The 17,355-nt window shown below is 70.2% G+C and carries 15 protein-coding genes and 1 pseudogene; 11 read left to right on the forward strand and 5 right to left on the reverse strand.

Annotated features, from left to right (window positions below; genetic code table 11):
* A complete protein-coding gene (locus SBI80_RS02085; protein WP_318972771.1) occupies positions 1 to 1,446 on the forward strand; it encodes a hypothetical protein in 1,446 nt (481 codons plus the stop codon).
* Between the two features lie 3 nt (positions 1,447 to 1,449).
* Here the strand turns inward: SBI80_RS02085 and SBI80_RS02090 are convergent, their stop codons facing one another.
* The gene (locus SBI80_RS02090) at positions 1,450 to 2,325 is read right to left on the reverse strand and encodes a LysR family transcriptional regulator (protein ID WP_318972772.1); all 876 of its coding nucleotides are present in this window, start codon (positions 2,323 to 2,325) and stop codon (positions 1,450 to 1,452) included.
* 70 nt (positions 2,326 to 2,395) lie between these two features.
* Here SBI80_RS02090 and SBI80_RS02095 point away from each other — a divergent pair, with 70 nt between their 5' ends.
* Positions 2,396 to 3,112, forward strand: a complete 717-nt coding sequence (locus SBI80_RS02095; protein WP_318972773.1) for an SDR family oxidoreductase — start codon at positions 2,396 to 2,398, stop codon at positions 3,110 to 3,112.
* On the opposite strand, the gene SBI80_RS02100 is transcribed toward SBI80_RS02095, so the two are convergent.
* On the reverse strand, positions 3,109 to 4,149 hold the full coding sequence (locus tag SBI80_RS02100) for an LLM class F420-dependent oxidoreductase (protein WP_318972774.1): 1,041 nt from the start codon (positions 4,147 to 4,149) through the stop codon (positions 3,109 to 3,111). The two genes, SBI80_RS02095 and SBI80_RS02100, sit on opposite strands and share 4 nt — an antisense overlap.
* A 128-nt stretch (positions 4,150 to 4,277) precedes the next feature.
* Between SBI80_RS02100 and SBI80_RS02105 the strand changes: the two genes are divergently transcribed.
* Positions 4,278 to 5,465 carry an MFS transporter gene (locus SBI80_RS02105; RefSeq protein WP_318972775.1) on the forward strand — a complete coding sequence of 396 codons (1,188 nt, stop codon included), beginning with the start codon at positions 4,278 to 4,280 and terminating at the stop codon, positions 5,463 to 5,465.
* Here SBI80_RS02105 and SBI80_RS02110 read toward each other — a convergent pair.
* On the reverse strand, positions 5,455 to 6,297 hold the full coding sequence (locus SBI80_RS02110) for a dienelactone hydrolase family protein (RefSeq protein ID WP_318972776.1): 843 nt from the start codon (positions 6,295 to 6,297) through the stop codon (positions 5,455 to 5,457). The two genes, SBI80_RS02105 and SBI80_RS02110, sit on opposite strands and share 11 nt — an antisense overlap.
* A gap of 56 nt (positions 6,298 to 6,353) precedes the next feature.
* Between SBI80_RS02110 and glmS the strand changes: the two genes are divergently transcribed.
* Positions 6,354 to 8,219, forward strand: a complete 1,866-nt coding sequence (gene glmS, locus SBI80_RS02115) for a glutamine--fructose-6-phosphate transaminase (isomerizing) (protein WP_318972777.1) — start codon at positions 6,354 to 6,356, stop codon at positions 8,217 to 8,219.
* Between the two features lie 18 nt (positions 8,220 to 8,237).
* On the forward strand, positions 8,238 to 8,984 hold the full coding sequence (locus SBI80_RS02120) for an SDR family NAD(P)-dependent oxidoreductase (protein ID WP_318972778.1): 747 nt from the start codon (positions 8,238 to 8,240) through the stop codon (positions 8,982 to 8,984).
* A 2-nt stretch (positions 8,985 to 8,986) separates the two neighbouring features.
* Here SBI80_RS02120 and SBI80_RS02125 read toward each other — a convergent pair whose 3' ends face one another.
* A complete protein-coding gene (locus SBI80_RS02125; protein WP_318972779.1) occupies positions 8,987 to 9,853 on the reverse strand; it encodes an alpha/beta fold hydrolase in 867 nt (288 codons plus the stop codon).
* Between the two features lie 83 nt (positions 9,854 to 9,936).
* Between SBI80_RS02125 and SBI80_RS02130 the strand changes: the two genes are divergently transcribed.
* Together SBI80_RS02130 and SBI80_RS02135 are read left to right on the forward strand one after the other, a co-directional pair.
* Complete coding sequence (locus SBI80_RS02130) at positions 9,937 to 10,428, forward strand: CGNR zinc finger domain-containing protein (RefSeq protein WP_318972780.1); 492 nt, start codon at positions 9,937 to 9,939, stop codon at positions 10,426 to 10,428.
* Positions 10,429 to 10,449: 21 nt separating this feature from the next.
* Positions 10,450 to 10,686: pseudogene (locus tag SBI80_RS02135) on the forward strand (SIP domain-containing protein); the annotation flags it as partial.
* A 435-nt stretch (positions 10,687 to 11,121) separates the two neighbouring features.
* On the opposite strand, the gene SBI80_RS02140 reads toward SBI80_RS02135, so the two are convergent.
* On the reverse strand, positions 11,122 to 11,688 hold the full coding sequence (locus SBI80_RS02140) for a hypothetical protein (protein WP_318972781.1): 567 nt from the start codon (positions 11,686 to 11,688) through the stop codon (positions 11,122 to 11,124).
* A 64-nt stretch (positions 11,689 to 11,752) separates the two neighbouring features.
* Between SBI80_RS02140 and SBI80_RS02145 the strand changes: the two genes are divergently transcribed.
* From SBI80_RS02145 to alr, 4 genes are all read left to right on the forward strand, one after another.
* The gene (locus SBI80_RS02145) at positions 11,753 to 13,018 is read left to right on the forward strand and encodes an Ig-like domain-containing protein (protein ID WP_318972782.1); all 1,266 of its coding nucleotides are present in this window, start codon (positions 11,753 to 11,755) and stop codon (positions 13,016 to 13,018) included.
* 235 nt (positions 13,019 to 13,253) lie between these two features.
* The gene (locus SBI80_RS02150) at positions 13,254 to 14,696 is read left to right on the forward strand and encodes an NAD(P)H-hydrate dehydratase (protein WP_318972783.1); all 1,443 of its coding nucleotides are present in this window, start codon (positions 13,254 to 13,256) and stop codon (positions 14,694 to 14,696) included.
* Positions 14,697 to 14,708: 12 nt separating this feature from the next.
* Complete coding sequence (gene gad, locus SBI80_RS02155; RefSeq protein ID WP_318972784.1) at positions 14,709 to 16,103, forward strand: glutamate decarboxylase; 1,395 nt, start codon at positions 14,709 to 14,711, stop codon at positions 16,101 to 16,103.
* Positions 16,104 to 16,151: 48 nt separating this feature from the next.
* Positions 16,152 to 17,321: an alanine racemase gene (gene alr / locus SBI80_RS02160; protein ID WP_413232615.1), complete on the forward strand. Its 1,170-nt coding sequence runs from the start codon at positions 16,152 to 16,154 to the stop codon at positions 17,319 to 17,321.
* Positions 17,322 to 17,355: the final 34 nt, after the last annotated feature.

The following is a 17,355-nucleotide window of genomic DNA, read 5'->3' on the forward strand; positions in this document are numbered from 1 at the left end:
ATGGCCGAGCGGTTCGACGTCGCGGCGCGGCTCGCCGAGGGCCGCCCAGCGGTGGACGACGTCACCGAATGCGTGGCGGCATGTCACCGTCTGGGCTACCAGCACCCCGATCTGACCCTGGCGCCCAACCAGGTTCGCGATTGGTACGGCGGTGAGGAGGGGCTCGACCTGCACGCCTTGGACACCGACCACACTGCGCTGTCCGCGGCCGCGGTGACGGTGCAGGACGCCGCCCGCCGACAGGCCGAGCTCACGTCGGCGCTCGCGGCCGCGTGGTCCGGTGGGGGAGGAGAAGCCGCCCGCGAATTCGCCTGGCGCAGCGGTCAGGCCGCGACTTCGGTAGGCGATGCCCTGCACGCCACCGCCGATGCCGTCGCTACGCTGCGCGACGCGCTGTGGCGGGCGGTGGATGCGAAGGTGGCGGCGACCGAGGCCCTCGCCGCCGGGCTGGCGCCGCAGCGCGCCGAGTGGTTGGCTGCTGCCAGCACCGTGACCACCGGCGCCGGGGACCTCGCCGCGGCCAGTGAGCTGGTCGATCAGCGCGTGACGCCGTACGTGGATGGTGCCGTCGGCTCGGAGTGGGTCGCCGCGATGCGGTCCGCAGGAGCCGCGATCGACGCCGCCTACGCGGCGTTGATCGGCACCGTCACCGCTACCGCGCCCGCCGTGTTCGAGATGCCCGGGGAGTTCGGGACCGGGTCGGGCGTGACCCACCGCGACATCGACGTCGACGCGCCGCGGTCGACGGCGCAGGCCGTGCCCGCGGCGGCCGTCCAATCGGCCACGCCGACAAGCGCATCGGCGGGCCCGGCGTCGGTCGCATCGTGGCCCGCGCCCGCGCCGACACCCGCGCCCGCGCCGGCACCCCCGCCCACGCCGACGGCGCCGGCGGCGCAGCCCACCGATCTGGGCGCCCCGCCGACGGCGGCCCCGCCAACGTCGTCGCTGCCCGGGCTCGGCGATCTGGCGGGTGCGACGTCGCCGCTGGGATCGGGGCTCTCCGGCTTCGGTCAGCAGCTCGCCGACCTGATCGGCGGTCTGGTGGGCGGCGGGCACGGTGGCGCGCCCGACGCCGCGAACGTCGACGACCTCGATGCCACGGATGATCCTCCCGATGACGGCGACACGGACGAGCTCGACGGCGCGCAGGACGGGGAGGATCCGAAGGACGGGGAGGATCCGGACGACCAGGACGATCCAGCCGAGGACGACCCCGACGAGGCGAAGGCCGCGGAGGAGACGACCACCGAGCCCGCCGTGGGTCTCACCGAGCCGCCTCAGCCCGACACCCCGGAACCACAGCCGCTTCCCACGCCGCCACCGGAACCGGTCCCGCCCGCACCGCCCGCGGCGGAGGCCGCCGCGCAGGACCCGGGGCCGACCCCGTGCGAGATCGCGGCCGACGAACTGCCGCAGGTGGGCCCCACTCCAGGAACGCCGGGCTGACGATCAGATGGTCTGCTCCCGGCAGGCCAGCGCCACCGTGACGAAGGCGTCACGGAGAGGGTCGACGACCGCCGCGTTCCAGATCAGGGTGACGCGGCCGGGTGCGATGTCGACGACGGGCACGACGCTCACGTCTGGGCGCCGGTAGAACGCCGTCGCCGACCGCGGCACGATCGCGAAGCCCTCGCGCGCGGCGACGCGCTCGAGCTTCTCCTCCATGGTGGCGGCCGTCAGGTGGCTGGCGCGGCGCTGGTGCGGCGACGCCACGGCGAACCACTCGGGCACGGAGGTCGGATCCTGCAGTAGGCGATCGGTGGCGAGCTCGGCCAGCTGCACCGCGGTCCGCGCGGCGAGCGGATGGTCGACGGGCAGCAGGGCGTCACGCGGCTCCTCCAGGAGCAGCGCGGTGCCAAGGCCGCGATGGTCCAGCGGCCCTCGCGCGTAGACCACGTCGAGGCGGCGGTTGAGCACCGATTCGATCTGCTCGGTCCAGCCGATCGGCACCACCTCGGCGCGGTGCGGTGGCTGGTCGACCTCGAAGGCGCCCACGGCCGCGGTCGCCAGGAGCCCCGGCATGACCCCGACCCGAATGACCCGGGACGGGGCGGCGGCGCGAGAGACGCGGTCGCGCAACGCATTCGACTCCGCCAGTAGGAAACGAGCATCCTCGAGCAGTTGGCTGCCCGCCCCGGTCAGGCTGGCCCCCCTGGTGTCGCGGTTCAACAGGCGGACGCCGAGCTCGTCCTCGAGCGAGCGGATCTGGCGCGACAGCACGGGTTGGGCGATGTGCAGGCGCTGGGCGGCCCGCCCGAAGTTGAGTTCCTCGGCGACGGCCACGAAGTACCGCAACTTGCGCATGTCGAGGTCGGCACTCGTCATACCCCGAGGGTATCGCCACCGGACGAAATGGGTCTTGGACACCGGGTGCCGTCGGGCGGACGGTGGAGTCATGAGTCTTCAGAACACCCGCGTCCTCGTCATCGGCGGCACCTCCGGCATCGGTCTCGGTGTGGCCCGTGCAGTCGCCGAGCGTGGCGCCACCCCCATCGTGGCGTCGCGTCGCCAGACCAGCGTCGACCGCGCGCTGGCCCAACTGCCCGCGGGAGCCGTCGGGGCGACGGTCGATCCGACCGACCCAGGTGCACTGGAACGCCTCGCCGAGGACGCTGGCGAAGTCGATCATCTGGTGTACACCGCGGGCGAGTCGCTGGAGCTGGCTCCGTTGGCGGAGCTGACGCCCGAGGTGGTGAACCGCTTCCTGCAGACCCGGTTCATCGGCGCGGTGAGTACGGTGCGGGTGTTCGGTCCGCGCCTGCGGACGGGCGGATCGGTGACGCTCACCAGCGGCACCGCGGCATGGACTCCGGGTTTCGGGGTGCTGCCCGTGAGCCTGTGCGGTGCGATGAACGCCCTCACCACCGCGCTGGCCGTCGAACTCGCACCCATCCGCGTCAACGCGGTGGCGCCGGGTCTGGTCCGCACCCCGATGTGGGACGAGCTGCCCGACGCCGAACGCGCCCAGATGTACGAGCAAGAGGCGCAACGAGTTCCGCTCAGACGGGTCGGCGAGGTCGATGACGTGGCGCTCGCCTACGTCTACTGCATGGAGCAGTCGTTCGGCACCGGCACGGTCCTCACCGTCGAGGGCGGGGTCCTGCTCGTCTAGTGTGCGAGCGCGACCAGTTCCTCGCAGAACCTCACTGCTTCGCGGTCCTCGGTCGCCAGGGGATGCACCAGCATGGTGGTGACACCGGCCTCGGCGTAGGCGGCCAGGCGCTCCTTGACGAAGCCGGCGGGTCCCACCAGTGACACGTTGCGCACCAGCTCGTCGGGTACCGCGGCGATGGCCTCCTCCTTCTTGCCCGCCAGGTAGAGATCCTGGATGTGGTCGGCCACCTCGCCGTAACCGTACCGAGTCGCCAGATCGTGGTAGAAGTTCTTTCCGCGAGCACCCATCCCGCCGATGTACAGGGCCAGTTGAGGTTTCGCCCACGCCAACCGGTCCTCGACGTCCTCGCCGATGGCCAGACTGGCCGAGACCATCACGTCGAGCGGGCCCAGTTCGGGGTCCCGCTTGGCCGTTCCCGCACGCAGCGACTCGCCCCACACGTCGTCGGCCTTCTCCGGATAGTAGAACACCGGCTGCCACCCCTCGGCGATCTCGGCCGTGAGCGCCACGTTCTGCGGGCCGAGTGCGGCGATGGTGATCGGAATGCGCTCGCGCACTGGATGATTGATGAGCTTGAGCGGCTTGCCCAGGCCGGTGCCGCGTCCCTCGGCCAGCGGCACCTGGTAGTACTTTCCGTCGAACTGCACCCGTTCGCGCCGCCACACCTGGCGGCAGATCTCCACCACCTCGCGGGTGCGGCCCAGGGGCGCGTCGAACGGGACGCCGTGAAAGCCCTCGATCACCTGCGGGCCGGACGTGCCGATGCCCAGCCGGAACCTGCCGTCGGAGACGTAGTCGACGCCCGCGGCCGTCATCGCCAGTAGTGACGGGGTGCGCGTGTAGATCGGGACGACGCCGGAGCCGAGCTCGATCGTCGAGGTCTTCGCGGCGAGGTAGCCGAGCTGGCTGATCGCGTCGTAGGAGTACGCCTCGGCGACCAGGGCGAGGTCGACACCGCACTTCTCGAGTTCGACGACCTGGTCCGCCGCCTCTCGGAAGCCGCTGGCATAGCTGAGGAAGATTCCGGTGCGCACCCGCTGAGTTATATCACCATCAACCAGTTGGTTGGGAAACGGGTGCGCGAGCGGCGCGTCGGGCGGAGCGACGATGATGGCACCGTGAAGCGGAGTGCGCCTGCGGCCGAGCGGGTATCGGCGACGAGGTGAGCTCCCTGAAGTGGTCCCGTGCCGCCGTCTTCCTGGTCTTCGCGATCTTCGGAATGTGCATCTCGACGTGGGCGGTCCACATCCCGTCGGCTCAGCAGCGCACCGGTGTCTCGGCGGGGACGCTCGGCACGCTGTTGCTCCTGCACGGCGCGGGTGCGCTCGTCGGCATGCAGGCCTGCGGCCCGTTGATTGCCCGCTGCGGTGGCGCGCGCATCGCCTTCGGGGGAGCGGTGGCGATGGCGTCGACCCTCGCGCTACCGCTGAACGCGCCGACGGCCGTCTTGCTGGCCGGCTCCCTGCTGACGTTCGGAATCGCGACGGGCATCACCGATGTGGCGATGAATGCGCGGGCCGTCACCGTCGAGCAGGAGGCGGGACGGCCGATCATGTCGGCCTTCCACGCCGTCTTCTCGGTCGGCAGCGTGGTCGGCTCGCTGGCGGGGGCGGTGACCCTGTCGGCGGGCTGGAGCATGCCCTCGACGACGGCGCTGGTGTGTGTGGCGTGCCTGATGCTGGCGGTGCCGGTCGCCCCCAATCTGCTTGCCGCAAAGACTAATTCGAGCAAGTCGCGCGCCACCGTTGCCAGCGGCTCGACGGAGGCGACCGCGCCGCCGCGGCGACGGCGTCTGGTCTTGCTGGGTGCGCTGGCCTTCCTGCTGCTGTTCGCCGAGGGCTGCGCAATGGACTGGAGCAGCCTGCACGCCCAGCAGCACCTCGGGGTGTCGGCGGCACACGGAGCCCTGGCCTTCGCCGCCTTCGTCACCGCGATGACCGTCGGGCGCTTCACCGCCGACCGGGTCACCGCGGCGAAGGGGCCTGCGTGGGTGGTCGGGTTTGGGGGGTTGACGGCGGTATGCGGGCTGGCCGTCGTGATCGCCTCACCGACGCTGCCGCTGACCGTCGTGGGGTGGGCCATCGTCGGAATCGGGCTCTCCGGTGGGTTGCCGCAGGTGTTCTCGGCGGCGGGCAACCTGACCGGCGCGGCGGGTCCCGACCTCTCCCGCGTCATCGGGTGCGGTTACGCCGCGCTGCTCGCCGGGCCCGCGATCATCGGCTGGGCCTCCGAGCTCATCTCGCTCAACCTGGCGTTGCTGCTGCCGCTGGTTGCTCTAGCGGTGGCCGCGCTGGGTGCACGTGCCGTGGGCCAGCCCGCGCGGCCGAAGGCGACGGTGCCTACCGCTTGAGCAGTGCGACGACCTTGTCCTCGCGGGCGACGTTCAGCGCCCTGGGATCGGCCGGCGTCGTCTTGGGCAGCTCGGCTTCGGGGTCGGCGAAGTCCTGGTAGGTCTTGTCGCCAGCCAGGACGTGCAGCAGATAGCCGGTGAGCAGCGCGCGGACGTTCTTCTGGGTGCGCTTGTCCGCGCCGGGCAGGCCCAGCACCCGAGTCAGCCGGAAGCCCTCCAGCAGACCGCCGGGCTCGGCCTTGGCGACCGTGCGCAGGGCCGCGCCCCGCCACGCGGCGGCCAGCTCGACCGCATCGGACCGGATCGACAGCGGGTCGTCCGGCGCGGCGAGGATCAGGCCGGGGATGCGCAGGCCGGCGGCGGGCTGCGGGGCAGGCGGCTTGGTGACGGCGGGGAACAGTGCGACGGCGGTCTTGACCTTGGCGCCCATGCCCGCGGCGGCGAACACCGCCGCCGAACCGCCGAATCCGTGGCCGACGACGGCGAGCTTGGTGGGGTGCACGCTGATCTTGCCCGGCCCGAGCCGCACGCCGGAGACGATGTCAAGCGTGGTGCCCAGGTCGACGGCCAGGTTGAGCACCGACGGGGCGAGGCCGGTCTCGGTGTTCGGCGCGGCGGCGACGATGCCCCAGGACGCCAGGTGCTCCAGCGTCGCGTCGTAGCGGTCGGCGCCGGCCAGCCAGTCGTGGCCGAACGCCACGCCGGGCAGGTTCATGCCCGATTCCGGGGTGTACACCACACCGGGCAGACCGGCGAAGGCCAGGTCACCGCGCAGGACGCGGTGCGGTCCCCGGCGGGTCAGCTCGGCGAAGAGCTTCTTCGTCTTGGCCACCCGATGACCGTAGCTCACAGGCCCCGCGGCCGGCGTCTGCACTACCCTGGTTGGTCATGTGCGGAATCGTCGGCTACGTCGGGAAGCGTCCTGCGCGCGAGATCGTGGTCGACGCCCTGCGCCGGATGGAATATCGCGGTTACGACTCCTCTGGTGTCGCCTTGCTCGACGGCAGCGGCGGCATGGCGGTGCGCCGTCGTGCGGGACGGCTGGCCAACCTGGAGGCGGCGCTCGCCGAGTCCGACGCGGCGGGGCTGACGGGCACCACCGGCATGGGCCACACCCGCTGGGCCACCCACGGCAGGCCCACCGACCGCAACGCCCACCCGCACCGCGACGCCGCCGGCAAGATCGCCGTCGTCCACAACGGCATCATCGAGAACTTCGCGGCCCTGCGGGCCGAACTCGAGGCCACCGGTGTCGAGTTCGCCAGTGACACCGACACCGAGGTCGCCGTGCATCTGGTGTCGTGGCAGTACCACCACGGACCCACCGCGGGTGACTTCGTCGGCTCGGTGATGGCCGTTTTGCCGCGTCTGGAGGGCCACTTCACGCTGGTGTTCGCCAGCGCCGACGACCCGGGCACCATCGTCGCCGCCAGGCGTTCCACGCCCCTGGTGGTCGGGGTGGGCGAAGGTGAGATGTTCCTGGGTTCGGACGTCGCGGCCTTCATCGAACACACCCGCGAGGCCGTCGAGCTTGGTCAGGACCAGGCTGTCGTGATCACCGCCGACGGTTACCGCGTGACGGACTTCCACGGGAATGCGGACGTCCCTACTCGTCCCTTTCACATCGACTGGGACCTGTCGGCCGCCGAGAAGGGCGGCTACGAGTACTTCATGCTCAAGGAGATCGCCGAGCAGCCCGCCGCGGTAGCCGACACCCTGCTCGGACACTTCGCCGACGGGCGCATCGTGCTCGACGAGCAGCGGTTGAGCGATCAGGAACTGCGCGAGATCGACAAGGTCTTCATCGTCGCGTGCGGCACGGCCTACCACTCCGGGATGCTGGCCAAGTACGCGATCGAGCACTGGACCCGGCTGCCGGTCGAGGTCGAGCTGGCCAGCGAGTTCCGCTACCGCGACCCCGTGCTGGACCGCAGCACGCTGGTGATCGCCATCTCGCAGTCCGGCGAGACCGCCGACACGCTGGAGGCCGTCCGCCACGCCAAGGAGCAGAAGGCCAAGGTACTGGCCATCTGTAACACCAACGGTTCACAGATTCCGCGCGAATGCGACGCGGTGCTCTACACGCGGGCGGGGCCGGAGATCGGCGTCGCCTCGACCAAGACCTTCCTTGCGCAGATCGCGGCCAACTACCTCGTCGGGCTGGCGCTGGCGCAGGCGCGCGGCACCAAGTACCCCGACGAGGTCAAGCGCGAGTTCGACGAGCTCGAGGCGATGCCCGACCTGATCGCCCGGGTGCTGACGTGCATGGAGCCGGTCACCGAACTGGCGCACCGGTTCGCGTCGTCGTCGACGGTGTTGTTCCTGGGCCGCCACGTCGGTTACCCGGTGGCGCTGGAGGGTGCGCTCAAGCTCAAGGAACTGGCCTACATGCACGCCGAGGGCTTCGCGGCCGGTGAACTCAAGCACGGGCCGATCGCGTTGATCGAGGACGACGTGCCCGTCATCGTGGTCATGCCGTCGCCGAAGAACGCGTCGATGCTGCACTCCAAGCTGCTGAGCAACATCCGCGAGATCCAGGCGCGCGGTGCGATCACCATCGTCATCGCCGAGGAGGGCGACGACACGGTGCGGCCGTATGCCGACCATCTCATCGAGATGCCGGCGGTCTCGACGCTGTTCCAGCCGCTGCTGTCGACCATTCCGCTGCAGGTATTCGCCGCGGGGGTCGCGCAGGCGCGCGGATACGACGTCGACAAGCCCCGCAACCTGGCCAAGTCCGTCACCGTCGAGTAGCGATCACCCGCCCACACCATGACCAGCAGTGCGCGCACCGCCATCGTCACCGGAGCCTATGGCGGCATCGGCAGGGCGATCACCGAAGTCCTCCTCGAAGAGGGGTTCGCCGTGACGATGGTCGGCCGCGACCCCGGCAAGCTGCAGAGCACGGCCGACCAGCTGGCGCCTGGGAGCGATGCCGAATTGCGTTGGCTCGCTGGTTCACTGGCCGACGAGGGATTCCTCGACGAGGTGGCCGCATCGCACGACGAATCCTTCGGTTCGCTGGACCTACTGGTGAACAATGCGGGGGTGGCGGGCGCCAGGGCGGTCGGCGAGCTCACCGCGGAGTTCGTCGACGCTCAGTTCGCCGTCAACACCCGAGCCGTCATCCTGCTGACCAACAGGTGTCTTCCGTTGCTGCGCAGGGCAGTTGGACAGCGCGGTTCGGCGCAGGTGGTGAACACTGCCTCCAACGCCGGCAAGCGCGGGGAGGCGATGCTCGCGGCCTACTCGGCGTCCAAGGCTGCGGTGGTCGGGTTCACCGAGGCCCTGCACGACGAGCTCGCAGGCGAGGGCATCAAGGCCACCGCGATCTGCCCGGGCCTGACCGACACCCCGATGGCCGACGAGTACCGCGAGGGTGGTGCCGTGGAGATGATCACCCCTCGCGACGTCGCCGAGACCGTGCGGTTGACCACCCGGTTGTCGCGGGCCTGCATCATCCCCGAGATCGTGCTGCTGCGCCCGACGGAATGGGTGGCGGCCTCCGAGCTGCGCTGACCTCAGGCGAGGTGCTCGGCGAGGAACGGCCGCATCAGTGCCACGACCGCGTCGAGTCGGCTCTCGAGCAGGAAGTGCCCGCCGTCGAGCAGGTCGACCTCGGCGTGGGGAAGGTCGCGCGTGAACGCCAATGCGCCTGCCGGGCCGAAGATCTGGTCGTTGCGACCCCAGACCGCCAACAGGGGTACCTGCGAGGTGCGGAAGTACTCGTGCACGCGGGGGTAGAGCTCGACGTTGGTGACGTAGTCGGCGAACAGCTGCAGCTGCACGGCGATCGCCTCCTCGCCGTCGGCCACCGCGGCGTGGGCGTTGACCCAGGCATCGGGGTCCACGACACTCGGATCCGAGACACCGTGGGTGTATTGCCATTTCAGGCCCTCGGCGCTGATGAGGCCGCGCAGTACGTTCGCGTTGGCCTCGCTGCGATCGCGGCCGTAGGCGAACAGCGGTTCCATTGCGTCGCCGACGAAGCCCTCGACGTAGGCGTTGCCGTTCTGCGTGACGATCGCGGCGATGCGCTCGGGGTTCCGCAGAGCCAGCCGCCAGCCGACCGGCGCCCCGTAGTCCTGGACGTACAGCGCGTAACGCGTGAGCCCGAGATGGTCGAGCAGTGCCTCGACGTGATCGGCGAGCGTGTCGAAGGTGTAGTCGAAGTCCGCCACCGGTGGCCGTTCAGAGTGACCGAACCCCGGATAGTCGGGAGCGATGACGTGGTGGCGGTCGGCCAGGGCGGGAATCAAGTTGCGGTACATGTGCGAGCTGGCCGGGGTGCCGTGCAGCAGGACGATGGCCGGCGCGTCCGATGGCCCGGCCTGCCGGTAGAACATCCGACGGCCGGCGATCTCGGCGAAGCGGTGGTGCGTGGTCATGCCTAACTCCTAAAGACGATTTTGATGGTTAGGTCACCCAAGCATCGTGGCGTCTAACCTGTCAAGTGATCTATGGTGGTTAGATGCGAACGCACTTCACCGACGTGCTGCTCGACCTGCTCAACACCACCCCGGTGGTCGACGGTGCCGACACCGATCTGTTGGCCGACGACGACGGAGCGCGGCGGTGGCTGCGGGCCCACGATCACTCCGGCGCCGACCTCGACGCCGTGCGCGCCGTGCGTGACGACCTGCAGGCCGTGGTCCGCGGCCAGGCCGGCGCCGACGTGCTCGATCGCCATCTCGCCGGGGTTCGGAAGGTCCCCAGGATCAGCGGCGACGGGCTGCAGTGGTCACTGGAGGCGGCGGGCCTGTCCGCACGCGTCGTCCTGGCGTGGGGGGAACTGCAGAACGAGCGACCGGGCCGGTTGCGGCCCTGTGCCAACGGCGAGTGCCACCTGTTCCTGTTGGACCGCAGCCGTGGGGGTACCGGCCGGTGGTGCTCGATGAGCGAATGTGGCAACCGGATGAAGGCGCGGCGCCACTACGGCCGCACGGCGGGCCGGGCGACGTAGCCGGGTGCCGCTCCGCCATCCCTGGCTCGCCAGCTCGTGCACGTCGAGCGCAGCGGCCCCTCGGCGGCCGACTCGGCCGTGCTCGCCGACGCACTGCGGGCCCTGCAGTTGCCCGATCACCCCGGGACGGCCTACCTGGCAGGGGAGGCACGCACCGTCCAGACGCTTCGCAAGATCCTCGTCGACGAGCGCGGCTGGGATCGGCGCCAGATGATCACCAAGCCCTTCTGGACCCCCGGCCGCACCGGCATGAGGTAGTTCCGACGCCTGGCCGCGGGGGTGTCGTCCACCCCTACGGGCGGTCTCATGGGCCAAATCGCCTCGCCCGCAACCGATCCGATGATCGAGGTCGCGGGCGTTCGCCTGTGGCCGATGGTGCCGGCGTGGGGAAGGTCGCTTCCGGCAGCCCGGGCCAAATGCGGCGGCGCGCCAACGGCACGAAGGCGCGCCGCCGCCATGGACGGACGGGACCGCGGTTGAGTGGTCCGTCTTTCGAAGATGGCCAAACCCATGTATAACTCTTTGCGGGTTAGCATTTAACGGGGGAGTAAATATGTCGACTTCGCGTGCGCGCCGCGCCGCCAAGCACCGCAGCCGTCGAGCAGAGAACTTCGGGGTACGCCGCTGGTTGCAGATCGGCGTGGTCTCGACGGGTATGGGCGCAGCCTTGTTCGGCTTCTCGTCGATGGGACCTCAGATCGGGACCGCCTCGGCCGATGACACCTCGTCGTCGAGTTCGGCGTCGTCCTCCGACTCGGGCGCGTCCAAGGACGTGGGGTCAAAGGACACTGCATCGTCCAAGGACGCCGGGTCGAAGGTCGGCGACGTCAAGACCACGCGGCCGACGTCGACCGTGGCCGGGGCACGCGAGAGTCCGACGTCCAGCACCGGGTCCTCGACGGATGACGACGCGAAACCCAGCTCGCACTCCGCGACCAGCACCACCGATCGTGACGACCGGGCCTCGACTGCTACGAAGGACACGACTACCGGTGACGACCACCCGACGCGGGCCGGGCAAGTCGAGGAAACCGGGAAGACCGCGACGGCCCCGGAGTCCAACAGCACTGGGCACGAGGGCAGCGTCGAGACGGCCGGCAGCGCGGAGACGAGCGGCAGCGCCGAGACCACCGCTGCCGCCGAGACGACCGGTACCGCCCCGAACACCGGCACCGCCGAGAAGTCCAGCAGCGCTTCGGCTCCCGCGGCAGTGAGCTCGGCGGCCTTGGTCACCACCTCCGCCGCCACGAAACCCGCCACGCAACCTGCCACTCAACCCGCCATCGCGCAGAGCGCCCAAGCCGTCGAGCCCGACCCGTGGGCGATGCAGACCACCAGTGGTGCACCGAACTCGTGGCAGCAGCTGACGTCGACCCAGATCGCGTTGATCACGGCCAACCTGCAGGCCTTGATCAACGCGATGCCCGTACCACCCGAGCTGCGGGATGCCCTGAACGGGACGTTGCTGACGGTCCGTCGCACCCTGTTCAATCTGGCTCCGACCGTCTCGGGGCCCGTCGTCGTCACCAGCGCCGACTCCGGCCCCATCGCCGGTCGGGTGGACGCCGTGGATCCCGAGGGCGACCAGATCGTCTACCGCCTGGTGCAGGGGCCGAGGTTCGGTTCGGTCGCCGTCGCCGCGGATGGCAGCTACACCTACACGCCCGGCACGGACTTCAACGGCGTGGACTCCTTCGTGATAGCCGCGGCCGACGACGGCCTGCACGTGAATCTCGTCGATTGGCTGAGGCAGCCCGGCACGGCCGCAATGCTGGTGAACCAGAACGCCATCACGTTCTCGTTCACCTACACCACGGGCAGCGAGAACTGGGATGACCCGGCTCGCCGCGCGGCGTTGATGCAGGCTGCGAAGAAGCTTGCCCGCTATGTCATGGTCCTTCAGCCGGTCAGACTCGACTACGACGTCGCCTCGACCGACGATCCGGAGTCGGGGAACCTTGCCAGCGCCGGCAGTCCCTTGATCAGCACCGACCCGGGGTTCTGGCCGACAGTCGTGCAGAACAAGCTGATCACCGGTCAGGACGCCAACGGGAACGAGGCCGACGGCAGGATCTCGTTGAACTGGGGCAAGCAGTGGGGCCTTGGTGACATCGTCGGCGACGACGAAGTCGACTTCGAGTCCACCGCCATGCATGAACTCGTGCACTCCTTCGGATGGACTGCCTACCTCGGACCGGCGGGCACCAACGACGATCGCACCGCCTGGCCCATCTACACCAGCTTCCTGAGAACCGTTGATGGGGACAGCCCGGTCGGCGACGACTACACGTGGAACGACGCGTTCGACCCTGCCCTGACCGGCGGAGTGTTCTTCGGCGGAGCCAACGCGATGGCCGCCTACGGCGGGCATCTGGTGCCGCTCTACTCGCCCGCGGAGTGGGAGCAGGGCAGCTCGGTCAGTCACCTCGACGACGGGACGTTCACCGGCGCCAACGAACAGATGATGAACTCGGCCACCGATGACGGCCCGGGCGTGCGCGTCCTCAGCCCCATCGAACTCGGTGTGCTCCGCGACCTCGGATACATCACCGTCAACGTCGTCGGACGGTCTGCGGGCGTCCGGCTCTGAACGGTGCTCGAGCCGGGCTCGCCCGTGGACGCCTTCGGTTACCGGCATGGGCGGCAACGCATCCGGACTACCGCCAGGCGCTACGACGAGGTGATGTCCGCACCGGGATGCGCCTCGGGACCGCTGCCGTTCGGAGGCCGAGCGCGGCGTTCGGTACCCGCAGCCCGCGGTGTCGACGGAGCGGCATCACCCGGAATGAACCGGGTCGAGGGCCGCAGCACGTAACGTGGGCCGGGTGCGGCACTACTACAGCGCGGACGCCATCCGTCACGCAGAGGCACCGCTGTTGGCCAGCCTCCCCGACGGCGCCCTGATGCGCCGGGCCGCGTTCGGTCTGTCGGGCGCCATCGCCACCGAGCTGCGGGCAAGGACGGGCGGGGTGGCCGGGCGCCGCGTGTGCGCGGTGATCGGCTCGGGGGACAATGGAGGCGATGCCCTGTGGGCCGCGACGTTCCTGCGTCGCCGCGGGGTGACGGCCGCGGCGATCGTGCTCAACCCGCAGCGGGTGCATCGCCAAGGCCTGGCCGCCTTCACCCGCGCCGGCGGTCGTGTAGTCCAAAGCCTGCCGCCGGCAACCGATCTGGTGATCGACGGGGTCGTCGGCATCTCGGCGACCGGCGCGCTACGGCCCGACGCCGCTGCGGTGTTCGCCGCCGTCGAGGCCGCGGGCGTGCCGGTGGTCGCCGTCGACGTTCCCAGCGGGGTCGACGTCCAGACCGGTGCGGCCGACGGCCTCCACGTGCACGCGGCGGTGACCGTCACGTTCGGCGGCCTCAAACCGGTACACGCGTTGGGGGAGTGCGGACGGGTGGAACTGGTCGACATCGGGCTCGACCTGCCCGACGCCGATCTGGTCGGCATCGAGGCATCCGACGTCGCCGACCGCTGGCCGGCCCCGGGCCCACGCGACGACAAGTACACCCAGGGGGTCACCGGGGTGATGGCCGGATCTGCGAAGTATCCGGGTGCGGCCATCCTGTGCACCGGGGCCGCCGTCGCGGCCACGTCGGGCATGGTGCGCTACGCGGGAACCGCTGCGGCCGAGGTGGTTTCGCATTGGCCCGAGGTCATCGCCACGTCCTCGGCCGAGGACGCCGGGCGCGTCCAGGCGTGGGTGGTCGGCCCGGGGGTCGGCACCGACGAGGCCGGCGCGGGCGCTCTGCGGTTCGCGCTCGGCACCGACCTGCCCGTCCTCGTGGACGCCGACGCGCTGACGATCCTCGCTGCGAACCCCGAGCTGGTCGTCGACCGCCAGGCGCCCACCGTACTGACGCCCCACGCCGGTGAATTCGCCCGACTGGCGGGTCATCCGCCGGGGGAGGACCGGGTGGCCGCCGCCCGCCAGCTGGCAGATCGGTTCGGGGCCACCGTGCTGTTGAAGGGCAACGTCACCGTCGTCGCCGAACCCGGCGCGGCGACGGACGACCGGCCGGCCAGGGCCTACCTCAATCCCGCGGGCCAGTCCTGGGCGGCCACGGCCGGGTCGGGCGACGTGCTCTCCGGCGTCATCGGCGCGCTGCTGGCGGCCGGGCTGGCGCCCGGGATGGCCGCGGCGATGGCAGCCTTCGTCCACGCCAGGGCTGCCGGCCTGTCGGCCGCCGATCCAGGACCGCGGCCGGCCCCCACGTCGGCCTCGCGGATCCTGGCCCACCTCCGTTCGTCGATCGCCAATCTCTAGAAGGGACAGTTGATGTCATCGAGGCACACGCCGGCTCCGTCGATCGCACCCGCCTACACCGGCAGGCTCTCCACGGCGCCGGTGCCGACGCTGCGGATGCCCGATGAGCCGATGGACCCGCAGGCCGCCTACCGCTTCATCCACGACGAGCTGATGCTCGACGGCAGCTCGCGTCTGAACCTCGCCACGTTCGTCACGACGTGGATGGATCCCGAGGCCGAGAAGCTGATGGCCGAGACGTTCGACAAGAACATGATCGACAAGGACGAGTACCCGGCGACCGCCGCCATCGAGCAGCGGTGCGTGTGCATGGTCGCCGACCTGTTCCACGCCGAGAACCTGCGCGACGACGACCCCAACAGCGCGATCGGCGTCTCCACCGTCGGGTCGAGCGAGGCCGTCATGCTGGCCGGGCTGGCGATGAGCTGGCGCTGGCGGGCCAAGGTGGGCGACGGCAAGAACGGCTGGCGGACCCGCAGGCCGAACCTGGTGATGGGGTCCAACGTCCAGGTGGTGTGGGAGAAGTTCTGCCGCTACTTCGACGTGGAGCCGATCTACCTGCCGATGGCGGAGGGGCGCTACGTCATCACCCCCGAGCAGGTCATCGAGGCCGTCAACGAGGACACCATCGGCGTGGTGGCGATCCTCGGCACCACCTACACCGGCGAGCTGGAACCGATCGCCGAGATCTGCGCCGCGCTCGACGGCCTGGCTGCGGAGAAGGGTGGCCCCGACGTCCCCGTGCACGTCGACGCGGCCAGCGGCGGGTTCGTGGTGCCGTTCCTGCACCCCGAGGTGACGTGGGACTTCCGCCTGCCCCGGGTGGTCTCGATCAACGTCAGCGGCCACAAGTACGGTCTCACCTACCCGGGCATCGGTTTCGTGGTCTGGCGCAACAAGGAGCACCTTCCCGAAGAGCTGGTCTTCCGGGTCAACTACCTCGGTGGCGACATGCCCACCTTCACGCTGAACTTCTCCAAGGGCGGCAACCAGGTAATCGGGCAGTACTACAACTTCCTGCGCCTGGGCCGGGCCGGCTACGGCCAGGTGATGACCTGCCTGTCCCAGACCGCGCGGTGGCTGGGCGACCAGCTCCGCGACAGCGAGCACTTCGAGGTGATCTCCGACGGCTCGGCCATCCCGGTGATCAGCTTCCGGCTCAAGGGCGACCGCGGTTACACCGAGTTCGACGTCTCGCACGCCCTGCGGTCCTTCGGCTGGCAGGTGCCCGCCTACACGATGCCCGACGGCGCCACCGACGTGACGGTGCTGCGCGTGGTGGTGCGCGAGGGCTTCTCCACCGACCTCGCCCGGGCGCTCAAGGACGACACCCTGACCGTGCTGAAGACCCTCGACGAGCTCAAGCCCAACGGTCACTTCGACGAGCTGCAACCCTTCGCGCACTAGCCCCGGCGCACCGATCGGCCGCGTTCTGGGACAATCGACGACGGTGACATGACCATGAACACGACCCAGCTGCCGACATCGACCGCCGCCGCGAAGGCGGTGGTGGATCTTGGCGCCATCGCCCACAACGTCCGGTTGCTCCGTGAACATGCCGGATCGGCCGCGGTGATGGCCGTCGTCAAGGCCGACGGTTACGGCCACGGTGCGGTCGAGGTCGGCCGGGCCGCGATCGCGGCGGGCGCAGCTGAGCTAGGGGTCGCCACCATCGGCGAGGCACTGGCGCTGCGCCGCGGCGGGATCACCGCTCCGGTGCTGTGCTGGCTGCACGCGCCGGGCACCGACTTCGGCCCAGCGCTGCAGGGCGACGTGCAACTCGGGGTGTCCTCGACGCGACAGCTCCGCGAGGTGCTCGAGGCCGTCGAACGCACCGGCCGGATGGCCTCCGTCACGGTGAAGGTCGACACCGGCCTGAGCCGCAACGGGGTCGCACCCGCTGACTTCGGGGATCTGTTGACGGTCCTTCGGCGTGCGGTCGCCGACGGTGCGGTCCGGCCGAAGGGGCTGATGTCGCACCTCGCCTGCGGGGACGATCCGTCGAGCCCCGTCAACGATCAACAGGCGCAACGCTTCTCGGCCATGCGCGCGCAGGCTCGCGAGCATGGCGTCGAGTTCGAGATCGCCCACCTGAGCAACTCCCCGGCGGCCATGACGCGGCCCGATCTGGCGTTCGACATGGTTCGCCCCGGGATAGCGGTGTACGGGCAGACCCCCATCCCGAGCCGCGGGCACATGGGGTTGCGTCCGGCGATGAGGCTGACGGCGCCGGTGGCCGCGGTGCGTTCGCTCAAGGCCGGCGACGCAGTGTCCTACGGGCACACCTGGGTGGCCGAGTCCGACACCACCGTCGCGCTGATCCCACTCGGATACGCCGACGGCATCTTCCGCGGCCTTGGCGGACGCATCGGCGTGCTGATCAACGGGAAGCGGCGGCCCAGCGTCGGACGCATCTGCATGGACCAGTTCGTCGTCGACCTCGGGTCCGGCCCCGTCGACGTGCGCGAAGGCGACGAGGCCGTGCTCTTCGGGCCCGGTGACGACGGTGAACTCACCGCCGTGGATTGGGCCAATCTGCTCGGCACCATCAACTACGAAATCGTCACCAGTCCACGCGGCAGGGTGTCGCGGCTGTACGTCGACTCCACGGGCGGAACTCCTTGAGCGACGACGAGACGGGCTCCTGGCAGCGCCGCAG

Source organism: Mycolicibacterium sichuanense (genome assembly GCF_033741125.1).
In the GTDB taxonomy this organism is placed as follows: domain Bacteria; phylum Actinomycetota; class Actinomycetes; order Mycobacteriales; family Mycobacteriaceae; genus Mycobacterium.

Coding starts and splice junctions, on each gene's coding strand:
- SBI80_RS02085 (WP_318972771.1), top strand. CDS start 1: ATGGCCGAGCGGTTCGACGTCGCGGCGCGGCTCGCCGAGGGCCGCCCA.
- SBI80_RS02090 (WP_318972772.1), bottom strand. CDS start 2,325: ATGACGAGTGCCGACCTCGACATGCGCAAGTTGCGGTACTTCGTGGCC.
- SBI80_RS02095 (WP_318972773.1), top strand. CDS start 2,396: ATGAGTCTTCAGAACACCCGCGTCCTCGTCATCGGCGGCACCTCCGGC.
- glmS (WP_318972777.1), top strand. CDS start 6,354: ATGTGCGGAATCGTCGGCTACGTCGGGAAGCGTCCTGCGCGCGAGATC.
- SBI80_RS02120 (WP_318972778.1), top strand. CDS start 8,238: ATGACCAGCAGTGCGCGCACCGCCATCGTCACCGGAGCCTATGGCGGC.
- SBI80_RS02125 (WP_318972779.1), bottom strand. CDS start 9,853: ATGACCACGCACCACCGCTTCGCCGAGATCGCCGGCCGTCGGATGTTC.
- SBI80_RS02130 (WP_318972780.1), top strand. CDS start 9,937: ATGCGAACGCACTTCACCGACGTGCTGCTCGACCTGCTCAACACCACC.
- SBI80_RS02145 (WP_318972782.1), top strand. CDS start 11,753: ATGCAGACCACCAGTGGTGCACCGAACTCGTGGCAGCAGCTGACGTCG.
- gad (WP_318972784.1), top strand. CDS start 14,709: ATGTCATCGAGGCACACGCCGGCTCCGTCGATCGCACCCGCCTACACC.
- alr (WP_413232615.1), top strand. CDS start 16,152: ATGACCATGAACACGACCCAGCTGCCGACATCGACCGCCGCCGCGAAG.